This window comes from Streptomyces sp. R302, assembly GCF_012927245.1.
In the GTDB taxonomy this organism is placed as follows: domain Bacteria; phylum Actinomycetota; class Actinomycetes; order Streptomycetales; family Streptomycetaceae; genus Streptomyces.
Genome location: NZ_JABBGE010000012.1, coordinates 139,505 through 156,213, shown reverse-complemented (window position 1 = coordinate 156,213; position 16,709 = coordinate 139,505). Strand labels below are relative to the sequence as shown.

At 72.5% G+C, this 16,709-nt stretch carries 19 protein-coding genes; 5 read left to right on the top strand and 14 right to left on the bottom strand.

Annotated elements, in window-relative coordinates; translation table 11 throughout:
- The first annotated feature begins 5 nt into the window (after nt 1-5).
- Nucleotides 6-869 carry an acyl-CoA thioesterase II gene (locus tag HHL19_RS31655; protein WP_169093827.1) on the top strand — a complete coding sequence of 288 codons (864 nt, stop codon included), beginning with the start codon at nt 6-8 and terminating at the stop codon, nt 867-869.
- Nucleotides 870-1,065: 196 nt separating this feature from the next.
- The gene (locus HHL19_RS31650; protein ID WP_169093826.1) at nt 1,066-1,800 is read left to right on the top strand and encodes a hypothetical protein; all 735 of its coding nucleotides are present in this window, start codon (nt 1,066-1,068) and stop codon (nt 1,798-1,800) included.
- A 158-nt stretch (nt 1,801-1,958) separates the two neighbouring features.
- Here the strand turns inward: HHL19_RS31650 and HHL19_RS31645 are convergent, their stop codons facing one another.
- Complete coding sequence (locus HHL19_RS31645; protein WP_169093825.1) at nt 1,959-2,174, bottom strand: DUF6011 domain-containing protein; 216 nt, start codon at nt 2,172-2,174, stop codon at nt 1,959-1,961.
- 38 nt (nt 2,175-2,212) lie between these two features.
- On the opposite strand from HHL19_RS31645, the gene HHL19_RS31640 reads away from it, so the two are divergent.
- Together HHL19_RS31640 and HHL19_RS31635 are read left to right on the top strand one after the other, a co-directional pair.
- On the top strand, nt 2,213-2,695 hold the full coding sequence (locus tag HHL19_RS31640; RefSeq protein ID WP_169093824.1) for a glutathione peroxidase: 483 nt from the start codon (nt 2,213-2,215) through the stop codon (nt 2,693-2,695).
- A gap of 93 nt (nt 2,696-2,788) precedes the next feature.
- Entirely contained in the window at nt 2,789-3,580 is a 792-nt protein-coding gene (locus tag HHL19_RS31635; protein ID WP_169093823.1) for a putative protein N(5)-glutamine methyltransferase, read from the top strand.
- Between the two features lie 5 nt (nt 3,581-3,585).
- Here the strand turns inward: HHL19_RS31635 and HHL19_RS31630 are convergent, their stop codons facing one another.
- The 13 genes from HHL19_RS31630 to HHL19_RS31570 are packed head-to-tail and all read right to left on the bottom strand — an operon-like array spanning nt 3,586 to nt 15,440.
- Nucleotides 3,586-4,302, bottom strand: a complete 717-nt coding sequence (locus HHL19_RS31630) for a hypothetical protein (RefSeq protein WP_169093822.1) — start codon at nt 4,300-4,302, stop codon at nt 3,586-3,588.
- Between the two features lie 41 nt (nt 4,303-4,343).
- Complete coding sequence (locus HHL19_RS31625; RefSeq protein ID WP_169093821.1) at nt 4,344-4,886, bottom strand: hypothetical protein; 543 nt, start codon at nt 4,884-4,886, stop codon at nt 4,344-4,346.
- 26 nt (nt 4,887-4,912) lie between these two features.
- Nucleotides 4,913-5,482, bottom strand: coding sequence for a hypothetical protein (locus tag HHL19_RS31620; RefSeq protein ID WP_240981999.1), 570 nt, complete (start codon nt 5,480-5,482; stop codon nt 4,913-4,915).
- Nucleotides 5,479-5,991, bottom strand: coding sequence for a hypothetical protein (locus HHL19_RS31615; RefSeq protein WP_169093820.1), 513 nt, complete (start codon nt 5,989-5,991; stop codon nt 5,479-5,481). Before HHL19_RS31615 ends, HHL19_RS31620 begins: the two co-directional genes overlap by 4 nt.
- On the bottom strand, nt 5,988-7,262 hold the full coding sequence (locus HHL19_RS31610) for an MlaD family protein (RefSeq protein WP_169093819.1): 1,275 nt from the start codon (nt 7,260-7,262) through the stop codon (nt 5,988-5,990). Before HHL19_RS31610 ends, HHL19_RS31615 begins: the two co-directional genes overlap by 4 nt.
- The gene (locus tag HHL19_RS31605) at nt 7,259-8,455 is read right to left on the bottom strand and encodes an MCE family protein (protein WP_169093818.1); all 1,197 of its coding nucleotides are present in this window, start codon (nt 8,453-8,455) and stop codon (nt 7,259-7,261) included. Before HHL19_RS31605 ends, HHL19_RS31610 begins: the two co-directional genes overlap by 4 nt.
- Nucleotides 8,452-9,492, bottom strand: a complete 1,041-nt coding sequence (locus HHL19_RS31600) for an MCE family protein (protein ID WP_169093817.1) — start codon at nt 9,490-9,492, stop codon at nt 8,452-8,454. Before HHL19_RS31600 ends, HHL19_RS31605 begins: the two co-directional genes overlap by 4 nt.
- The gene (locus tag HHL19_RS31595; protein WP_169093816.1) at nt 9,489-10,538 is read right to left on the bottom strand and encodes an MCE family protein; all 1,050 of its coding nucleotides are present in this window, start codon (nt 10,536-10,538) and stop codon (nt 9,489-9,491) included. Before HHL19_RS31595 ends, HHL19_RS31600 begins: the two co-directional genes overlap by 4 nt.
- Nucleotides 10,535-11,605: an MCE family protein gene (locus tag HHL19_RS31590; protein WP_169093815.1), complete on the bottom strand. Its 1,071-nt coding sequence runs from the start codon at nt 11,603-11,605 to the stop codon at nt 10,535-10,537. Before HHL19_RS31590 ends, HHL19_RS31595 begins: the two co-directional genes overlap by 4 nt.
- Nucleotides 11,602-12,855 (bottom strand): MCE family protein, encoded by a 1,254-nt coding sequence (locus HHL19_RS31585; protein ID WP_169093814.1) that lies wholly within the window; start codon nt 12,853-12,855, stop codon nt 11,602-11,604. Before HHL19_RS31585 ends, HHL19_RS31590 begins: the two co-directional genes overlap by 4 nt.
- A 1-nt stretch (nt 12,856) precedes the next feature.
- Nucleotides 12,857-13,663 carry an ABC transporter permease gene (locus HHL19_RS31580; protein ID WP_169093813.1) on the bottom strand — a complete coding sequence of 269 codons (807 nt, stop codon included), beginning with the start codon at nt 13,661-13,663 and terminating at the stop codon, nt 12,857-12,859.
- Between the two features lie 2 nt (nt 13,664-13,665).
- Nucleotides 13,666-14,430 (bottom strand): ABC transporter permease, encoded by a 765-nt coding sequence (locus HHL19_RS31575; protein WP_169093812.1) that lies wholly within the window; start codon nt 14,428-14,430, stop codon nt 13,666-13,668.
- A complete protein-coding gene (locus HHL19_RS31570) occupies nt 14,427-15,440 on the bottom strand; it encodes an ATP-binding cassette domain-containing protein (RefSeq protein WP_169093811.1) in 1,014 nt (337 codons plus the stop codon). The genes HHL19_RS31575 and HHL19_RS31570 overlap by 4 nt, the downstream gene beginning before the upstream one ends.
- Before the next feature lie 614 nt (nt 15,441-16,054).
- Between HHL19_RS31570 and HHL19_RS31565 the strand changes: the two genes are divergently transcribed.
- Nucleotides 16,055-16,684: a hypothetical protein gene (locus tag HHL19_RS31565; protein ID WP_169093810.1), complete on the top strand. Its 630-nt coding sequence runs from the start codon at nt 16,055-16,057 to the stop codon at nt 16,682-16,684.
- The last annotated feature ends 25 nt before the right edge of the window (nt 16,685-16,709 follow it).

Here is a 16,709-nt window from a genome sequence, read left to right as displayed (position 1 = left end):
CAGTGGTGACGAATCCCGCCGAGAGGCTCGTGGACCTGCTCGACCTGGAGCAGATCGAGGTGAACATCTTCCGCGGCCGCAGTCCGCAGGAGTCGCTGCAGCGGGTCTTCGGCGGGCAGGTCGCCGGGCAGGCCCTGGTGGCGGCCGGGCGGACCGTGGACGCGGACCGGCCGGTGCACTCGCTGCACGCCTACTTCCTGCGGCCGGGCCGGCCGGGCGTGCCGATCGTCTACCAGGTGGAGCGGGTCAGGGACGGGCGGTCCTTCACGACCCGCCGGGTCACGGCCGTCCAGGAGGGGCGGACGATCTTCAATCTGACGGCCTCCTTCCACCTGCCGGAGGAGGCGGGCTTCGAGCACCAGCTGCCGCCCCGGCACCTGGTGGACCCGGAGAGCCTGCCGAGGCTCGCGGACGAGGTCCGCGACCACCTCGGTGGGCTGCCGGAGTCGATGGAGCGGATGGCGCGCCGGATGCCCTTCGACATCCGGTACGTCGACCGGCTGCGCTGGACGAAGGACGAGGTCGAGGACGCGGATCCGCGCAGCGCGGTCTGGATGCGGGCGGTCGGGCCGATCGGCGACGACCCGCTGATCCACACCTGCGCGGTGACGTACGCCTCCGACATGACGCTGCTCGACGCGGTGCGGATCCCGATCGAGCCGCTGTGGGGTCCGCGCGGCTTCGACATGGCGTCCCTGGACCACGCGATGTGGTTCCACCGGCCGTTCCGGGCCGACGAGTGGTTCCTGTACGAGCAGGAGTCCCCGGTCGCGACCGGCGGCCGGGGACTGGCCCGGGGCCGGATCTACGACCGGGAGGGCCGGATGCTCGTCTCGGTGGTCCAGGAGGGCCTGTTCAGAAGGCTGTGACCCGCCCCGGGTCACTCGGCGGTGACGCGCAGGGTGGACATGGTTCAGGGCTCCGGTCGTTCGGTTGGCTCGGGTTCGGGTCTCCTCGCGCCCCACCCTGACGGACCGTGAAATCCCTGCCCACTGCTTTCGCGGGCTGGTATCGTCGCGATCTTCGCCGGGCCCGGTCCGGACGGAGTCCCGTCAGGACCACACCGTGGCCTCTCCCGCGCTGACCGCAGCCCTCCGCCGCGTCGACGCCTTCTTCGACGGCATGACCGCTCCCGCCGACGGGTGCCTCCACTGCTACGGGGCGGAGGAGCTGGCGCTCCTCTCGATACCCCGGGCGCCGCTGGGCGACGATCTGGCGCGTCAGTTCTTCCACGAGGAGCCCGGACACTTCGGCGACCACCCGGCGGTGCTGCGGCGGGTGCTGCCGGAGTTCCTCCATTACCTCGCGGACGGCCGGTTCTCCGGCATGGGGTACGCGCCCGCCGGTCTCGGCCGGGTGCGGTGGCAGGGGTGGCCCGCCGAGCAGGCCGGGGCGATCGCGGGCTTCCTCGACGTGTGGTGGCGGGAGACGCTCGCCGCCCCCGCGCCCCCGTACGGGGTGGGGGCGGTGTGGAAGCTGTGCGTGGAGATCCACGGCTCGCTGGCGCCCGTCCTCGACGTGTGGGCCGCCGCGCCCCGGGGCGGGACGGCGGACCGGCACCTCGCCGACTGGGTGGCGTACCGGATCGAGGACCTGCTCGACGACGACCCGTCCGTCCTGCCCTGGTACGTGGACCTGGACGACGTCCTTCTGCCCGAGCTCCAGGCCTGGCTCGTCGAGCACGCCCCCGCCCGGCTCGCCGGCCACCCCGATCCGCTGCTCGCCCGCAAGGTCGCGCTGCTGGCGCTCGCGGAGGAGGAGCGGTGGCCGGCGTACGCGGAGTTGGTCGACGGGCCCTAGGCCGTGTCTTTCGGATCAGGTCGGATCAGCTCGCGGCGTCTGGTGCCGTGCATCGCAAGGCGGAGGAGGGAGTCCATGCGGAGCATCGGCGACTGACGACAACGCGGCGAGGCGCGGTGCCAGACGCCGCGAGCCCGGCATGATCCGGAAGACACGGCCTAGGGGTCCAGGCCGGGCAGCGGGTCCTGGTCGACCTCGTGGCGGCGGGTGCGGATGTCGGGGGCCGGGGGGTGGAGCTTGGCGTCGCAGGTGGGGCCGAGGCCGGTGCGGCGGGAGTCGGCGCCGGTCAGCGGACGGCCGCAGAGACGGCAGCGTACCCGGCGCGACGCTCCGGGGACGGAATCGACCGCGATTGCCAGCGGTTCTTCACTCATGTTGTGATCACACCCTAGTCTCGACGAGGAGCTCCCCCATGAGTCTGTACGACATCCCGCTGAAGAACCTGGCCGGCGACCCGGTCTCCCTTGCCGACTACCGCGACAAGGCCGTGCTGGTCGTGAACGTGGCGTCCAAGTGCGGTCTCACCCCGCAGTACGAGGGCCTGGAGCGGCTGCAGAAGGCGTACGGCGAGCGCGGTCTCACCGTCGTCGGCGTGCCCTGCAACCAGTTCCTCGGGCAGGAGCCGGGGTCGGCGGAGGAGATCCGGTCCTTCTGCTCGACGACGTACGGCGTGACCTTCCCGCTCCTGGAGAAGACCGAGGTCAACGGCGACGCCCGGCACCCGCTGTACACCGAGCTGACGCAGGTCGCGGACGCCGAGGGCGAGGCCGGTGACGTGCAGTGGAACTTCGAGAAGTTCCTGATCTCCGCCGACGGCTCCGTGACCCGCTTCCGTCCGCGCACCGAGCCGGAGGCCCCCGAGGTCGTCGCGGCCATCGAGGCGCTCCTCGTCTGAGCGGCGCGCACGCGTGGAGGCCGGTGCCGGGTCCTGCCCGGCACCGGCCTCCACGCTGACGTACCGCCCGCACCCACCCACGAACAGGACTTCATGTCGCTCGACCCCACCGCCGCCCTCCGCTCCGCCACCGTCGCCCGGCTGCGCGCCGCGGGGTGCGTCTTCGCCGAGGACGAGGCGGAGCTCCTCCTCTCCGCCGCCTGTGACACCGCCGAACTCGACGTGCTCGTCGAGCGGCGGGCCATCGGCCACCCCCTGGAACACGTCGTCGGCTGGGCCGGGTTCGGGGGGCTGCGGATCGCCGTCGACCCCGGCGTCTTCGTGCCCAGGCGGCGCACCGAGTTCCTCGTCGAGCGGGCCGTCGCGCTCGCCGCGCCCGGCGCGCTCTGCGTCGACCTGTGCTGCGGCTCCGGCGCCGCGGGCGCGGTGCTGCTCTCGGCCGTCCCGGGCGCCCGCGTGCACGCCGCGGACATCGAGCCCGCCGCCGTCCGCTGCGCCCGCCGGAACGTCGAGCCGCGCGGCGGCCTGGTCCACGAGGGCGACCTCTTCGCTCCGCTGCCCGACGAACTGCGCGGCCGGGTGGAGATCCTGGTGGCCAACGTGCCGTACGTACCGACCGGGGAGGTCGGGCTGCTGCCGCCCGAGGCGCGCGAGCACGAGCCGCTCGTCGCGCTCGACGGCGGCGCCGACGGGCTCGACGTGCTGCGCCGGGTGGCCGCCGGGGCGCCGGAGTGGCTGGCGCCGGGCGGGCGGCTCTTCGTCGAGACGAGCGAGCGGCAGACCGGGGCGGCGGCCGAGGCCGTCGCCGCGCACGGTCTGACGCCCCGGTTCGAGAGCTGCGAGGAGCGGTACGCGACGGTGCTCGTCGCGGCCCTGGAGGGCTGAGCCGCTCAGCGGCCGAAGGTGTCGATGCCCTCGACCAGCCAGTTCCCGTCGCGCAGGACGACGTCCACGGCGAACATCGCGCCCGCGTAGACGCCCTGGTCCTGGGCCTTCTTCTTGGGGTCTCCGGCCGTGCTGACGCTGCTCTGGTCGGCGTAGACGAGGACGCGGGCGCGGTCGCCGTCGATCCGCTCGACCGCGCTGTCGGTGACGGTCGTGGTGATCACCGACTTCTGTGCGCCGGCCTGCGCGAGCACCCCGGCGAAGAGGGTCCGGTGCTGCTCGACGGCCTTGCCGGTGAGGAAGGTCTTCGCGGCCCGGTCGAAGGCGGCGGCGTCGGTGTGGTCGTAGGAGAAGAGGGCGGCGACGGCCTCGGCCGTCCGCCCCTTGATCTCGCTGGTCCTGGCCGGGTCGGTGAGGGCGGTGTTCGCCCGCGCCGGGTCGTCGCGCAGCTCGCCCGCCCTGCCGTGCGCCCACCCCGCGAAGCCGCCGAGCAGGAGCGTCAGGGCACAGAGGACGAGGAGGGGGGTGCGGTGACGTGGTCGCGCCTCCCCCGCCTCCTTCTTCTTCTGTTCTTCCTGTACGGGCTTCGCCGCCGTTCGCCGTCGCGTCTCCGGTGCGGGCCCGGTCAGGAGGCCCACGGGGCCCTTGGGGTCGGGGCCCGGCTGTTCGGCGCGGGCCTGGCGGCGGCGCTCGCGGTTGAGGTGGTGGCGGGGCGTCGGCATGGTGCGGTGTCCTTAGGTCGTAGGGGGCGGGTCCCGGTCGGTCAGCCGGTCGCCGTGCCGCCGACGGGGGCCTGTCCCAGACCGCTGAGCTTCCACTGCCCGTCGGTGCGGGTGAGTTCGCCCAGCATGCGGCTGTCCTTGTCGGTGCTCTTGCGGTCCGGTGTGGTGACGGTGACGCGGAGGGCGACGAGCAGCCGGGCGCGTCCGGCGCGTTCGTCGAGCTCGGTGACGGCGCCGGCGAGCACCCGGGCCGTCGTGACCGTCTTCGCCGCCTTCACCTGTCCTTCGAACTCCTGGCGTCCGTCGACGAGTTGCTCGTGGAGTTCGCCGGTCGTGGACGACTCCCAGAGGTCGAGTCCGCGGTCGGTCCGCCGGTGGTCGAGGGTGTTGAGGTTCTGCACGGCCTGCTCCCCCGCGGCGAGCGCCCGGTCGCGTTCGGCGGCGTAGGCGGCGGAGTCGTCGTGGGCGGCGGCGTACCAGGCTTGGCCGGTCCAGGCCGCGACGCCGCCCGCGGCGAGGGTGAGGACGAGGGCCGCGGCCAGGGCGGGCCGGGTGCCGGCCCGGGTGCGGTCGGCGCGTGTCATGGGGTGCTCCCGTCTCCCGCTCATCGTCAGCGGGGCTCGATGTCGGTGATGACCCAGCGGTCGTCCTGGAACCGGGCGGTGACGGTGAGCTGGGCGGCGGCGGCGGTGGGCGCGCCCTTGTCCCGCCGGGAGACCTGGTCGAGGAAGACGAGGAGGCGGGCGCCGTCCCCGTCGAGTTCGATCACGCCGGTGCGGACGGCCTGGGTGGAGAGGGTGATCCGCTGCTCGACGAGGCTCTTGCGGACCTGGGCGAAGAGCTCGGTGTACTGGCGGGCGGCGCGGCCGGCGAGGACGGTCCCGGCGTTGCGTTCGGCGGCGTCGGAGCTGGTCGGCGTGTAGGAGAAGATCCGGGCGAGGCCCTCGCCGACGTCGCCGGCGACGCGGGTGGTGGCGGCGGTGTCGGTGAGGGCCTGGTTCCGTGCCGAGGGGGTGGTCCGGAGCTGGTGGGCGCCGTAGAAGAAGGCGCTGCCGCCGAGGAGGAGCGCGGTCAGGGCGGTGGCCAGGGCGGCCGTGCGCCACCGGGGGGCGCGGGGCTCGGGCCCGGTCTCCCCGGTGGCGGCGGGTTCCGTCTCCGGGGCCGTCTGGGTCGCGGTCATTCGGGGGTGGCCTCCTCGGTTCCGGCGACGGGCACGGCGCTGAGCGCCGACACCCGCCAGGTGGACTCGCCGGTGCGGGTCAGGACGGCCTCCAGGCGTTTGCGGTCGGTGGTGGCCGCGCCTCCTCGGGGGGTGACGTCGACCTGGAGGGTCGCGAGGAGCTTCGCCGTGCCGGCGCGGGTGTCGAGCGCGGTGAGGGCTGCCTCGGTGACCGTGGCGCGGGCGGAGGGGCCCACCGTGGGCTCGGTGCGGGCGAGTTCGGTGCGGAGGGGGCCGGTGGAGGCGTCGCGCCAGGCCTCGATGCCCGCTTCGGCGCGCTCGCGGGTGGAGGCGTCGAGGGTGTGGAGGACGGTGAGGCGCTGCCGGCCCTCGGCGAGGGCGGTGTCGCGTGCGCGGCCGAAGGCGAGCTCCTGGTCGGTGCGGGCCTGGGTGTAGGTCCAGGCGCCGGTGGCGCAGAAGCCCAGGGCGGCGGTGAGGGCGCCGGCGGCGAGGAGCCGGCCCCGCCTCATCGGGCGCTCCCGGGCGCGAGGCCGAGGAGTCCGGCCAGGTCGGTCGGGCCGCCGGTCTGCCCCGGCAGGGCCAGGGCGCCGGGCAGGGGCCGCTCGGCGCCGCCGGTCCGGTCCTGGCGCGGGTTCAGGGTGCCGGGGGCGCGGGCCGGGGCGGGCGCGGCGTCGCCCTTGGGGGCGTGGGCGGAGCCGCGGACGTTGGTGCCGGTCGCGGCGGGGCTGGTGCAGGCGGCGCCGGTGTTGAGGGCGGGCGCGGTGCCGAGGTCCAGGCCGTTGCGGTAGCGCGTACCGCCGTAGCCGGAGGTGCAGGGCAGCGGCGTGAAGAAGGTGACGGCGAGGCCGATGTTCAGGCGGCCGCCGTCGACGGCGGTGGCTCCGGCCGAGACGGCCGCCGGGTACTTCACGAGGAGTTCCTCGATGCCGCGCTGTCGGGTGAGGGCGAGTTCGGAGGGGGTGAGGAGGTTGGCGAGGACGACGCTCAGGCTCGGGTCGAGGTCGTCGAGGAGGCCGCTGACCTGGCCGGCCGCGTCGGGGGTGACGGTGAGGAGCCGGCGCAGGTCGGCGTCGGAGCCCTTGAGGGTGGCGGCGAGTTCGCGGGCCCCGGTGGCGAAGTCCCGGATGGCGCGGCTCTCGTCGGCCTGGGTGCGCAGGACGACCTCGCCGTCCCGGATGAGGCGGGTGGTGGCGGGCAGGGAGCGGTCGGCGGCCTGCACGAAGGCGCTGCCGCTGTCGAGGAGGACCTGGAGGTCGTCGCCGTGGCCCTCGAAGGCCTTGCCGAGTTCGTCGACGACCGTGCGCAGCGACTCCAGGGGGACGGAGCGGGTCAGCGCGTCCATGCTGCCGAGGACGTCGGTGACGGGGGCGGGCACCTGGGTGTCGGACTGGTCGATGCGGGCGCCGTCGGCGAGGAAGGGGCCGCCGTCGCTCTCGGGGCGCAGGTCGATGTACTGCTCGCCGACGGCGGAGAGTCCGGCGACGACGGCCCGCGCGTCGGCGGGGATCCGGGGTGCCGACTTCTTGATGCGGAGCTCGGCGACGACGCCGTCGGCGGTGAGGTCGAGGGCGCCGACGCGGCCGACGGAGACGCCCCGGTAGGTGACGTCGGAGTGGGTGAACAGGCCGCCGGTGCGGGCGAGATGGACGCGGACGGTGTAGTGGTCGGCGACTCCGGCGTAGTGGCCGAGGTCGGCGTAGCGGACGCCGACGAAGGCGAGGACGGTGACGGCGATGACGAGGAAGGCGAGGTTCTTCAGCCGTACGGCACGGGTGATCACCGGCGTTCGCCTCCGTCCTTCGGTTCGTTCGGCGTCAGTGCGGGCAGGGGCAGCGGGTCCGTCGGGGTGGGGCTGGGGATGGGCGTCGGGTCGGCCTTCGGGACGAGCGGCGGGATCACCTCGGTGCCGGGGGCGGCGGCGAGGTGGAGGTAGGTGTTGAGGTAGTCGCCCTTGACGCCCTTCATGACCTCGTCGGTGAAGGGGTACGTGAGCAGGACCTGGAGCGAGTCCGGGAGGTCGGCGCCCGCGTCGGCGAGGGCCGTCAGGGTGGGGGCGAGGGCCTTGAGGTCGGCGATCATGTCCTTCTTGCTCGCCTCGACGGTGGAGACGGCGACTCCGGAGAGGGTGTCCAGGGCGCGGAGCATGGTGAGGAGGGAACCCCGCTGGTTCTCCAGGGTCTTCAGGCCGGGCGAGAGGTCGGTGAGGATCGTGTCCACGTCCTTCTTGCGGCCGGCGAGGGTGGTGGAGAGCCGGTTGAGGCCGTCGAGGGCGCGGGTGATGTCGCCGCGGTGCGCGTCGAGGGTGGTGACCAGGGTGTCGACCCGCCTGAGCATCGAGCGGACCTGGGGTTCGCGTCCGCCGAGCGCCGCGTTCAGTTCGCGGGTGATGGTCTTGAGCTGGTTGAGGCCGCCGCCGTTGAGGAGCAGGGAGAGGGCGCCGAACACCTCCTCGACCTCGGTGTTGCGGCTGGTGCGGGCGAGCGGGATGACGCTGCCGTCGGTGAGCCGGGCGCCGGTCTGCGTGCGGGCGGCGGCCGGCCGCGCCCCGCCTCGGGGCGCGGCCGTGGCCGGGGCGACGAGCTGGACGTACTTCTCGCCGAGGAGGCTGGACTGTTCGACGCGGGCGCCGGCGTCGGCGGGCAGCCGGACGTCTCCGTTGATCTTCAGGGTGACGCGGGCGGTCCAGGTGGCGGGGTCCAGTTCGATGGCGGTGACGCGGCCGACGGCGACGTCGTTGACCTTGACCGCGGACTGCGGCACCAGGCTGAGGACGTCGGCGATCTCGGCGGTGACCGTGTAGGGGTGGTCGCCGAGGTCGGCGCCGCCGGGCAGCGGCAGGTCCTGGATGCCGTCGAAGCGTACGGACGGCGTGGGGAGCGCGCCGAGGGCGAGGGCCAGGCCGAGGCCGAGGGCGACCGCGCCGGCGGCTCCGGCGCCGGCGGCCCTGGCCGAGGGCAGGCGGGGGCGTCTCACCGGTCCTCCTCTGTGGGGCTGGTGGGCGTGGAGCCGGTCGCGGAGGCTCCGGCGACGGGCAGCGGGAGCAGCGGTCCGCCCATGCTGATCTCGTTGAGGTCGGCGCGGCCGTCGATGGTGCGGGTGGACGGGTCGTAGGCGTTGACGAGGTTGCCGGCGGCGAGCGGGGCGACGTCGAGGGCTTCGGCGAGGGAGGCGCGCTGGTCGACGAGGGTCCGGGTGAGGGGGACGAGCCGGTCGACGTTCTTCTTGAGTTCGCCGCGGTTGTCCTTGATGAAGGTCTTCACCTGGGCGAGGGCCTTGCCGAGTTCTGCGAGGGCTCCGGCGAGGTCGTCCTTGTTCTCGGCGAAGTAGCCGACGACCTCGTCGAGGCGTTCCTGGGCGGTGCGGACCTCGGTGTCCTTCTCCTTGAGCATGGTGGTGAAGGTCTGGAGCCGGCCGAGGCTCGCGAAGAGGTCGTCGCTGCTGCCGTCGAGGGTCTTGGCGGCCTTGCCGAAGCGGTCGATGGAGGTGCCGATGGCGGCGCCGTTGCCCTTGAGGTTCTTCGCGCCGGTGTCGAGGAGTTCGGTGAGGGCTCCGGCGGAGTTGGCGCCGTCGGGGCCGAGCGCCTCGCTCAGGTCGGTGATCGAGGCGTACAGCTGGTCGATCTCGACGGGGACGCGGTTGCGGGAGGCGGGGAGTTCGGCGCCGTCGTCGAGGGCGGGGCCCTCGCTGTAGGCGGGGCTGAGCTGGACGTACCGGTCGGCGACGATGCTGGGGGCGACGACGAGGGCGCGGGCGTCGGCGGGGACGCGGACGCCTTCGTCGAGGCGGAGGGCGACGCGGACGCGGGTGCCCTGGGGTTCGACGGACTCGACCTCGCCGACGCGGACGCCGAGGACGCGCAGGTCGGAGCCGGCGTAGATGCCGATCGCCCGGTCGAAGTACGCGGTGACGCGGATGCCGTCGTCGTCGAGGGCGCGGACGGTGACGAGGCCGCAGGCGGCGAGGACCGCGAGGGCGAGCCCGGCGACGAGGGGCTTTCTGGTGGTGCTCATCGTGTGCCGTTCCCCTTCGCCGTGGCCTGCCGCTCGGGCGGCATGCAGCCGGTCGTGGGCTGCGCGCCCTCGGGCAGGTAGGTGCGGGGCACCACGCCGCACAGGTAGCTGTCGAACCAGCGGCCGTTGCCGAGGGTGTTGCCGACGAGCCGGTAGTAGGGGCCGACGAGCGCGAGCGTCTTGTCGAGCTGTCCGCTGTTCTTCTCCAGGACGTCGGTGACCCGGCCGAGGGCCTTGAGGGTGGGGCCGAGCTGTCTGTCGTTGTCGCCGACGAGGCCGCTGAGTTCGGTGCCGAGGGCGCGGCTGCCCTTGAGGAGGGCGCGGATGGCGTCGCGGCGCTTCTGGAGTTCGCCGAGGAGGGAGCCGCCGTCCTCCAGGAGCACCTCGAAGCTGGACTTCTTCTCCTGGAGGGTCCGGGTGAAGGTGGCGCTGTTCTTCAGGAGGCGGGCGAGTTCGGTGTCCCGCTTGGAGACGGTCAGGGACAGCCGGGAGAGCCCGTCGGCGGCGGTGCGGACGTGCGGCGGGGAGTCCTTGAAGGTGTCGGAGATGGTGCGGAAGCTCTCGGCGAGTTTCCCGGTGTCGATGTCGTCGATGGTGCCGCTGAGGTCCTGGAAGGCCTGGGTGACGTCGTACGGGGAGGTGGTGCGGGCGAGCGGGATGCGGGTCCCGGGGTCCTGGGCGGCGGAGCCGAGCGGGTCGAGGGCGAGGTACTTCTCGCCGAGGAGGGTCTTGATGGCGATGGCGGCGGTGGACCGGTCGCCGACCCAGGCGTCGCCGACCTCGAAGGTCACCTTGACCTTGGGGCCGTCGAGGGTGACGCCGGTGACCTGGCCGACCCTGACGCCGGCGACGCGGACCTCGTCGCCCGCGTCGAGCCCGGCGGCCTCGGAGAAGTCGGCGCTGTAGGCGGTGTCGCCGCCGGCGAGCGGCAGCCGGTCCGCGTGGTAGGCGAGGGCGGCGAGGAGACCGAGGAGGACGAGTCCGACGACGGCGACCCCGATGGGGTTGCGTTCCTTCACCGGCTTGATCCGGCCGAAGAGGCTCATCCGCGGCACCTCGGTTCGGTGACGGCGATGCCGGTGGGGGGCTTGGAGCCGTCGGAGGTGGTGACGCCGCTCACGCGCGCCTCGCAGAGGTAGAGGTTGAACCAGGAGCCGTACGAGGAGAGGCGGGCCAGGGCGGTCAGCTTGCCGGGGGTCCGGGCGAGGAACCGCTCGATGCTCGGGGTGTGGTCGCCGAGGGTGGTGGAGAGCCTGCCGAGTTCGCGGATGTCCTTCTTGAGCGGGGCGCGCCCGTCGTGGAGGAGTCCGGCGGTCGTGGTGGTGAGGTCGCCCATGGCGCGGACGGCCTCGCCGAGGGGCTTGCGGTCGGTGTTGAAGCCGGTGACGAGCTTCTGGAGGGTGACGACGAGGTCCTCGAAGCCGGCCTCGCGGTCGTTGAGGGTGGTGAGGACGGTGTTGAGGTGGGTGACGACCTCGCCGACGGCCTTGTCCTTGGCGGCCACCGTGGAGGTGAGGGAGCCGATGTGGCGCAGCAGGCTGTCGACGGTGCCGCTCTCGCCCTGGAGGACCTGGACGAGCGAGCCGGCGAGGTCGTTGACGTCGGCGGGCGAGAGTCCCTCGAAGAGCGGTTTGAAGCCGTTGAAGAGGAGGGTGAGGTCGAGGGCGGGGGTGGTGCGGTCGAGCGGGATGGTGTCGCCTTCGGAGAGGGTGCCGGCGAGGTCGCCGCTGCCGCGGCCGAGGGAGACGTACCGCCGGCCGACCATGTCGAGGTACTTGATGCCGGCGGTGGCGGAGCGGGGCAGCGGGCGGTCCTCGCGGACCTCGAAGGTGACCTGGGCGAGGCGCCGGTCGACGACGCGGACGTCGGTGACCTCGCCGACCTTCACGCCGGCGACGCGCACCGAGTCGCCGGCGACGAGGCCGGTGACGTCGGTGAAGAGCGCCTTGTAGGCGTGGGTGGCGGAGCCGACGCCGGTGTCGGCGATGCTGAAGCCGAGGACGGTGGTGGCCACCGCCGTGACCAGGACGAACGCCAGGGACTTGAGGACGGTGCCGGTGAGTCCGCGGCGGCGGGAGTACGCGGCTTCCTTCGTCTTCGTCTTCGTCCTCATCGCAGGGTCACCTCCGTTCCGCGGAAGGCCGGGCCGGCGAGCAGGCTGCTCCACTCCGGCAGTTCGCCGGGGTGCTTGCCGGCGGCGGGGGCGAGGAGTTCGGTGACGAGGTCGTTCTCCTGCGGGGAGTTGGCGGGCCCGAGGTCCTGGTCGGCCGCGGCGGAGGCGCGGGCGGCGGGGGCGACGGGGACGCCGAGGTAGGGCACGGGGTGGCAGCGGGGGCCGCCGCCGGAGCCGTACCGCGGGGTGTCGCGGCCGGGGACGTACGCGCCCCGGGAGGGGACGGCGGTGACGTTCACGTGGAGTCCGGGCCGGTCGGTGCCCTTGCCGAGCGCCTTGTCCATGGCGGGCACGAACCGGGCGAGGGTGCCCAGGGTGCAGGGGAAGGACGAGGAGTACTCGGAGAGCAGCTCCAGGGTGGGCCGGCTCGTGGCGCTGAGCCGGATGACGGCGTCCTTGTTCTTCCGCAGGAAGGCGGTGAGGTCCCGGGCGGTGCGGGTGGTGGCGCCGAGGGTGCCGGAGAGCGCGGCCTCCTGCTCGGCGAGGGTGCCGCTGGTGGTGGTGAAGTCGGTGAGCGCGGTGAGGATGTCCGGGGCGGCGTCCGCGTAGAGGTGGCTGACCTTCACGAGTTCCTTCAGGTCCCGGGTGAGGGCGGGCAGCTGGGGGTTGAACTTCTTCAGGTGGGCGTCGAGCCGGGCGAGGGTGTCGCCGAGCTTCTCGCCGCGGCCTTCGAGGGCCTGGGAGACGGCCGACAGGGTGGCGGAGAGCTTCTGCGGCTGGACGGCGGTGAGCAGCGGCAGCAGGTCGTCGAGGACCTGCTGGAGTTCGATGGCGTTGCCGGAGCGGTCCTCGGGGATGACGTCGCCGGGGCCGAGCGGCTCCGGGGAGGGGTTCGCGGGCGGGACGAGGGCGACGAACCGTTCGCCGAAGAGGGTGGTCGGCAGCATGTGGGCGCGGACGTCGGAGGGGACGTGGCCGAGGGCGCCGGGGCGCAGGGCGAGGGTGAGGCGGGCGCCGGTGTCGGTGGCGTCGATGGCGCGTACCTCGCCGACGACGACGCCGCGGAGCTTCACCTCGGCGCCGAGGTGCATCTCGTTGCCGACGCTGCCGGTCTCGACGGTGACCGGGTCGGAGTCGGTGAACTTCTTGTCGTAGACGGCGACCGCCAGCCACGCGAGGAGGGCGGGGACGAGCAGGAAGACGACGCCGGCGGAGCGGCGGCGCAGGGTCTGGCCTCGTGGAGCGTTCATGTCACCCCGCCACCTTCACGGTCGTGGTCGCGCCCCAGAGGGCCAGCGACAGGAAGAAGTCGGTGACGCTGATCAGCACGATGGCGTTGCGCACGGAGCGGCCGACGGCGATGCCGACGCCGGCGGGGCCGCCGGAGGCGCGGAAGCCGTAGTAGCAGTGGGCGAGGATCACCATCACGCTGAAGATCAGCACTTTGAGCATGGAGAGCAGGACGTCGGTCGGGGAGAGGAACAGGTTGAAGTAGTGGTCGTACGTGCCCTGGGACTGGCCGTTGAAGAGGACGGTGACGGTGCGGGAGGCCAGGTAGGAGGAGAGCAGGCCGACCGCGTACAGCGGGACGATGGCGACGACGCCCGCGATGATCCGGGTGGTGACCAGGTAGGGCATGGAGCGGACGCCCATGCCTTCGAGGGCGTCGACCTCCTCGTTGATGCGCATGGCGCCGAGCTGGGCGGTGAAGCCCGCGCCGACGGTCGCGGAGAGGGCGAGGCCGGCGACGAGCGGGGCGATCTCGCGGGTGTTGAAGTAGGCGGAGACGAAGCCGGTGAAGGCGGCGGTGCCGATCTGTTCGAGGGCGGCGTGGCCCTGGAGTCCGACGACGGTGCCGGTGAAGAGGGTCATGGCGACCATCACGCCGATGGTGCCGCCGACGACGCCGAGGCCGCCGGAGCCGAAGGCGACCTCGGCGAGCAGCCGCTGCACCTCCTTGAGGTAGCGGCGCAGGGTCCGGGGGACCCAGAGCAGGGCCCTCACGTAGAAGAGGAGCTGGTCGCCTGAGCGGTCGAGCCAGCCGAGCGGGGAGGCCACCGTCAGCCTCCCTTCGGCGGGACGATCTGGAGGTAGATGCCCGTCAGCACCATGTTCACGAAGAACAGCAGCAGGAAGGTGATGACGACGGCCTGGTTGACGGCGTCGCCGACGCCCTTCGGGCCGCCGCGCGGGTTGAGTCCCCGGTACGCGGCGACGATGCCGGCGATGAACCCGAAGACCAGCGCCTTGAGTTCGCTGATGTACAGGTCGGGCAGCTGGGCGAGGGCGGAGAAGCTCGCGAGGTACGCGCCGGGGGTGCCGCCCTGGAGGACGATGTTGAAGAAGTAGCCGCCGAGGGTGCCGACGACGGAGACCATGCCGTTGAGGAGGACGGCGACGGCCATGGTGGCGAGGACGCGCGGGACGACGAGCCGCTGCACCGGCGAGACGCCCATGACCTCCATCGCGTCGAGCTCCTCGCGGATCTTCCGGGAGCCGAGGTCGGCGCAGATCGCGGAGCCCGCCGCGCCGGCGATGAGGAGGGCGACGATGAGCGGGCCGGCCTGCTGGATGACGGCGAGGACGGAGGCGCCGCCGGTGAAGGACTGGGCGCCCAGCTGCTGGGTGAGCGAACCGACCTGAAGGGCGATCACGGCGCCGAAGGGGATGGAGACGAGCGCGGCCGGCAGGATCGTGACGCTGGCGACGAACCAGAACTGCTCGATGAACTCGCGGAACTGGAAGGGCCTGCGGAAGACGGCCCGGGTCACCTCGGCGGCGAGCGCGAAGAGGCGGCCGGTCTGCCGCAGCGCCCCGCCGATCACGCCCCGCCCCCGGGGGACGGCGCCGGTACGGCCCGTGCGGCCGCCTGTCGGGCGTAGGTGTCCTCGATGGCGGCGCGGGCGGCGGGCGGCAGGGTGTCCAGCATGCCGAGGACGCGCTCGCGGCGGCGTACGACGGCGGCGCGCGGGGGCAGTCCCGGCGAGGGCTCCAGCTGCGGGACGATGACGCGGGGCCCGTCGGGGCGGCCCGCGGCGGCGCTGTCGGCCTCGGCGGCGAGGGCGGCGGCGTCCTTCTCCTCGGACATACCGATGGGGCCTTCGCGGCGGCCGGCGAGGAACTGGGTGACGACCGGTTCGTCGCTGGTGAGGAGGACTTCGCGCGGTCCGAAGGTGACCAGGTTGCGCCGGAAGAACATCCCCATGTTGTCGGGGACGGTGGCGGCGATGTCGAGGTTGTGGGTGACGATCAGCATCGTCGCGTCGATCCGCGCGTTGAGGTCGATCAGCAGCTGGGAGAGGTACGCGGTGCGCACCGGGTCCAGGCCGGAGTCGGGTTCGTCGCAGAGAACGATCTGGGGGTCGAGGACGAGCGCGCGGGCGAGTCCCGCCCGCTTGCGCATGCCGCCGCTGATCTCGCCCGGCAGTTTACCCTCGGCGCCGAGCAGGCCGACGAGTTCGATGCGTTCCATGACGATGCGGCGGATCTCGGACTCCCGTTTGCGGGTGTGCTCGCGCAGCGGGAAGGCGATGTTGTCGAAGAGCGTCATGGAGCCGAAGAGGGCGCCGTCCTGGAACATGAGGCCGAAGAGCTTGCGGGTCTCGTAGATGTCCCGTTCCCGGCCGCCGACCATGTCGACGCCGTTGATGAGAACGCGGCCCCGCTGGGGTTTGAGCAGCCCGATGAGCGATTTCAGGAAGACCGTCTTCCCGGTTCCGGAAGGGCCGAGCATGACGCTCACCTCTCCGGCCGGCAACGTCAGCGAAACGTCCTGCCAGATGTTCTGTCTGCCGAAGGACATGGTCAGCCCCTCGACGGCTACTTCGATTCCCATCTCACCTCCAGCGGACGTGCGTGACGCGTGCGCCGCGGGCGCACGGTAGGCCGTTCCGGATCACCCGGACAATAGCTGTGGCGCAAACTCATTGATCCGCTTCCGCGTTTGTCACCGCGAAGACAAAGCGTTCTCCCGACTTGTCTTCTGCGCGACAGATAGGGGCGCCGACCTGCGACTGGGTGTCGGCTCCCGGGAACGCTACGACCGAGTAACCTCACGGGGCAATACCGGATCCGGAGTTTTCACGGAACAGGCCGCAGGAGTGGCCCTTTTATCAGGCGGGAGACAATTCAGGGCGCCGACTTGTCACCGGCCGAAGAAAGGGGAGGGGAGGGGGCCCAAAAAGCCCCTCCGACCTCGCATGATCGATCAGAATTGTCGACAATGCGCACTCCGGAACCAAGCGGATTCCCGCCATCGCTCACCCTCTTGACAGGCAATACAACAAGTTCAAAGAATCATGGTTCACGCCATTGTTCGGCTAAGTTTCCCGCAAGTAACGTCTCATTTCGCGGCAGGGAGAACGTCAGGCCGCCGGCCTCTCCGCCCTCACCGCAGCACCCCCACGAAGCACCCTCTGCCGGTCAATCCCCAAGGAGAACCCCAGAGCCATGAAGAAGTCGATCAGAAACATCGCCGTGGTCGCGGGAGCCGCGTCGGCCGCGTTCGCCCTCGCCATCAGCCCCGCCAGTGCGGTGGCCTCGACGGTCTGGACGGTCAGCCCCAACCCGGCCAGCATCACCGCCGTCAACAGCGGGAACATCGTCCTCAGCGTCAACGGCATCGCGATGACGTGTACGAAGTCGAACGGCGCGGGCACCGGCGCGAGCACCACCGGCAACCCGGCCACCGTCGGCAAGATCAACTCCATCGCCTTCGGCGCCTCCGGCGCGCCCTGCACCAGCGTCCTCGGCCCGGTGACCACGGTCCCGACCACCCCCTGGACGATCGTCGCGCAGGACTACACCGCCTCGACCGGCGTCACCAAGGGGTACGTCGGCAACGTCAACGCCAAGGTGACGGTCGGCGCCTGCGTCTTCCGCGTCAAGGGCAAGGCGTCCGGCACGTACACCAACTCGACGGGCGCGCTGGCCGTCAACAGCGTCGCCGGCGAGCTCACCGTCGTCGAGTCGACCGGCTGCGGCGCGGCCGTCCCGGTCGGCGCGAAGCCGACCTTCAAGGGCACGTACCTCTTCAAGGTGGGTACGGCGATCCCGACGATCGTCGGCTCCAACCCGTAAGGCACCGGGACTCCGCGTCCGCCGC

Coding starts and splice junctions, on each gene's coding strand:
- HHL19_RS31645 (WP_169093825.1), bottom strand. CDS start 2,174: ATGAGTGAAGAACCGCTGGCAATCGCGGTCGATTCCGTCCCCGGAGCG.
- HHL19_RS31640 (WP_169093824.1), top strand. CDS start 2,213: ATGAGTCTGTACGACATCCCGCTGAAGAACCTGGCCGGCGACCCGGTC.
- HHL19_RS31635 (WP_169093823.1), top strand. CDS start 2,789: ATGTCGCTCGACCCCACCGCCGCCCTCCGCTCCGCCACCGTCGCCCGG.
- HHL19_RS31630 (WP_169093822.1), bottom strand. CDS start 4,302: ATGCCGACGCCCCGCCACCACCTCAACCGCGAGCGCCGCCGCCAGGCC.
- HHL19_RS31625 (WP_169093821.1), bottom strand. CDS start 4,886: ATGACACGCGCCGACCGCACCCGGGCCGGCACCCGGCCCGCCCTGGCC.
- HHL19_RS31620 (WP_240981999.1), bottom strand. CDS start 5,482: ATGACCGCGACCCAGACGGCCCCGGAGACGGAACCCGCCGCCACCGGG.
- HHL19_RS31615 (WP_169093820.1), bottom strand. CDS start 5,991: ATGAGGCGGGGCCGGCTCCTCGCCGCCGGCGCCCTCACCGCCGCCCTG.
- HHL19_RS31600 (WP_169093817.1), bottom strand. CDS start 9,492: ATGAGCACCACCAGAAAGCCCCTCGTCGCCGGGCTCGCCCTCGCGGTC.
- HHL19_RS31595 (WP_169093816.1), bottom strand. CDS start 10,538: ATGAGCCTCTTCGGCCGGATCAAGCCGGTGAAGGAACGCAACCCCATC.
- HHL19_RS31590 (WP_169093815.1), bottom strand. CDS start 11,605: ATGAGGACGAAGACGAAGACGAAGGAAGCCGCGTACTCCCGCCGCCGC.
- HHL19_RS31585 (WP_169093814.1), bottom strand. CDS start 12,855: ATGAACGCTCCACGAGGCCAGACCCTGCGCCGCCGCTCCGCCGGCGTC.
- HHL19_RS31570 (WP_169093811.1), bottom strand. CDS start 15,440: ATGGGAATCGAAGTAGCCGTCGAGGGGCTGACCATGTCCTTCGGCAGA.
- HHL19_RS31565 (WP_169093810.1), top strand. CDS start 16,055: ATGAAGAAGTCGATCAGAAACATCGCCGTGGTCGCGGGAGCCGCGTCG.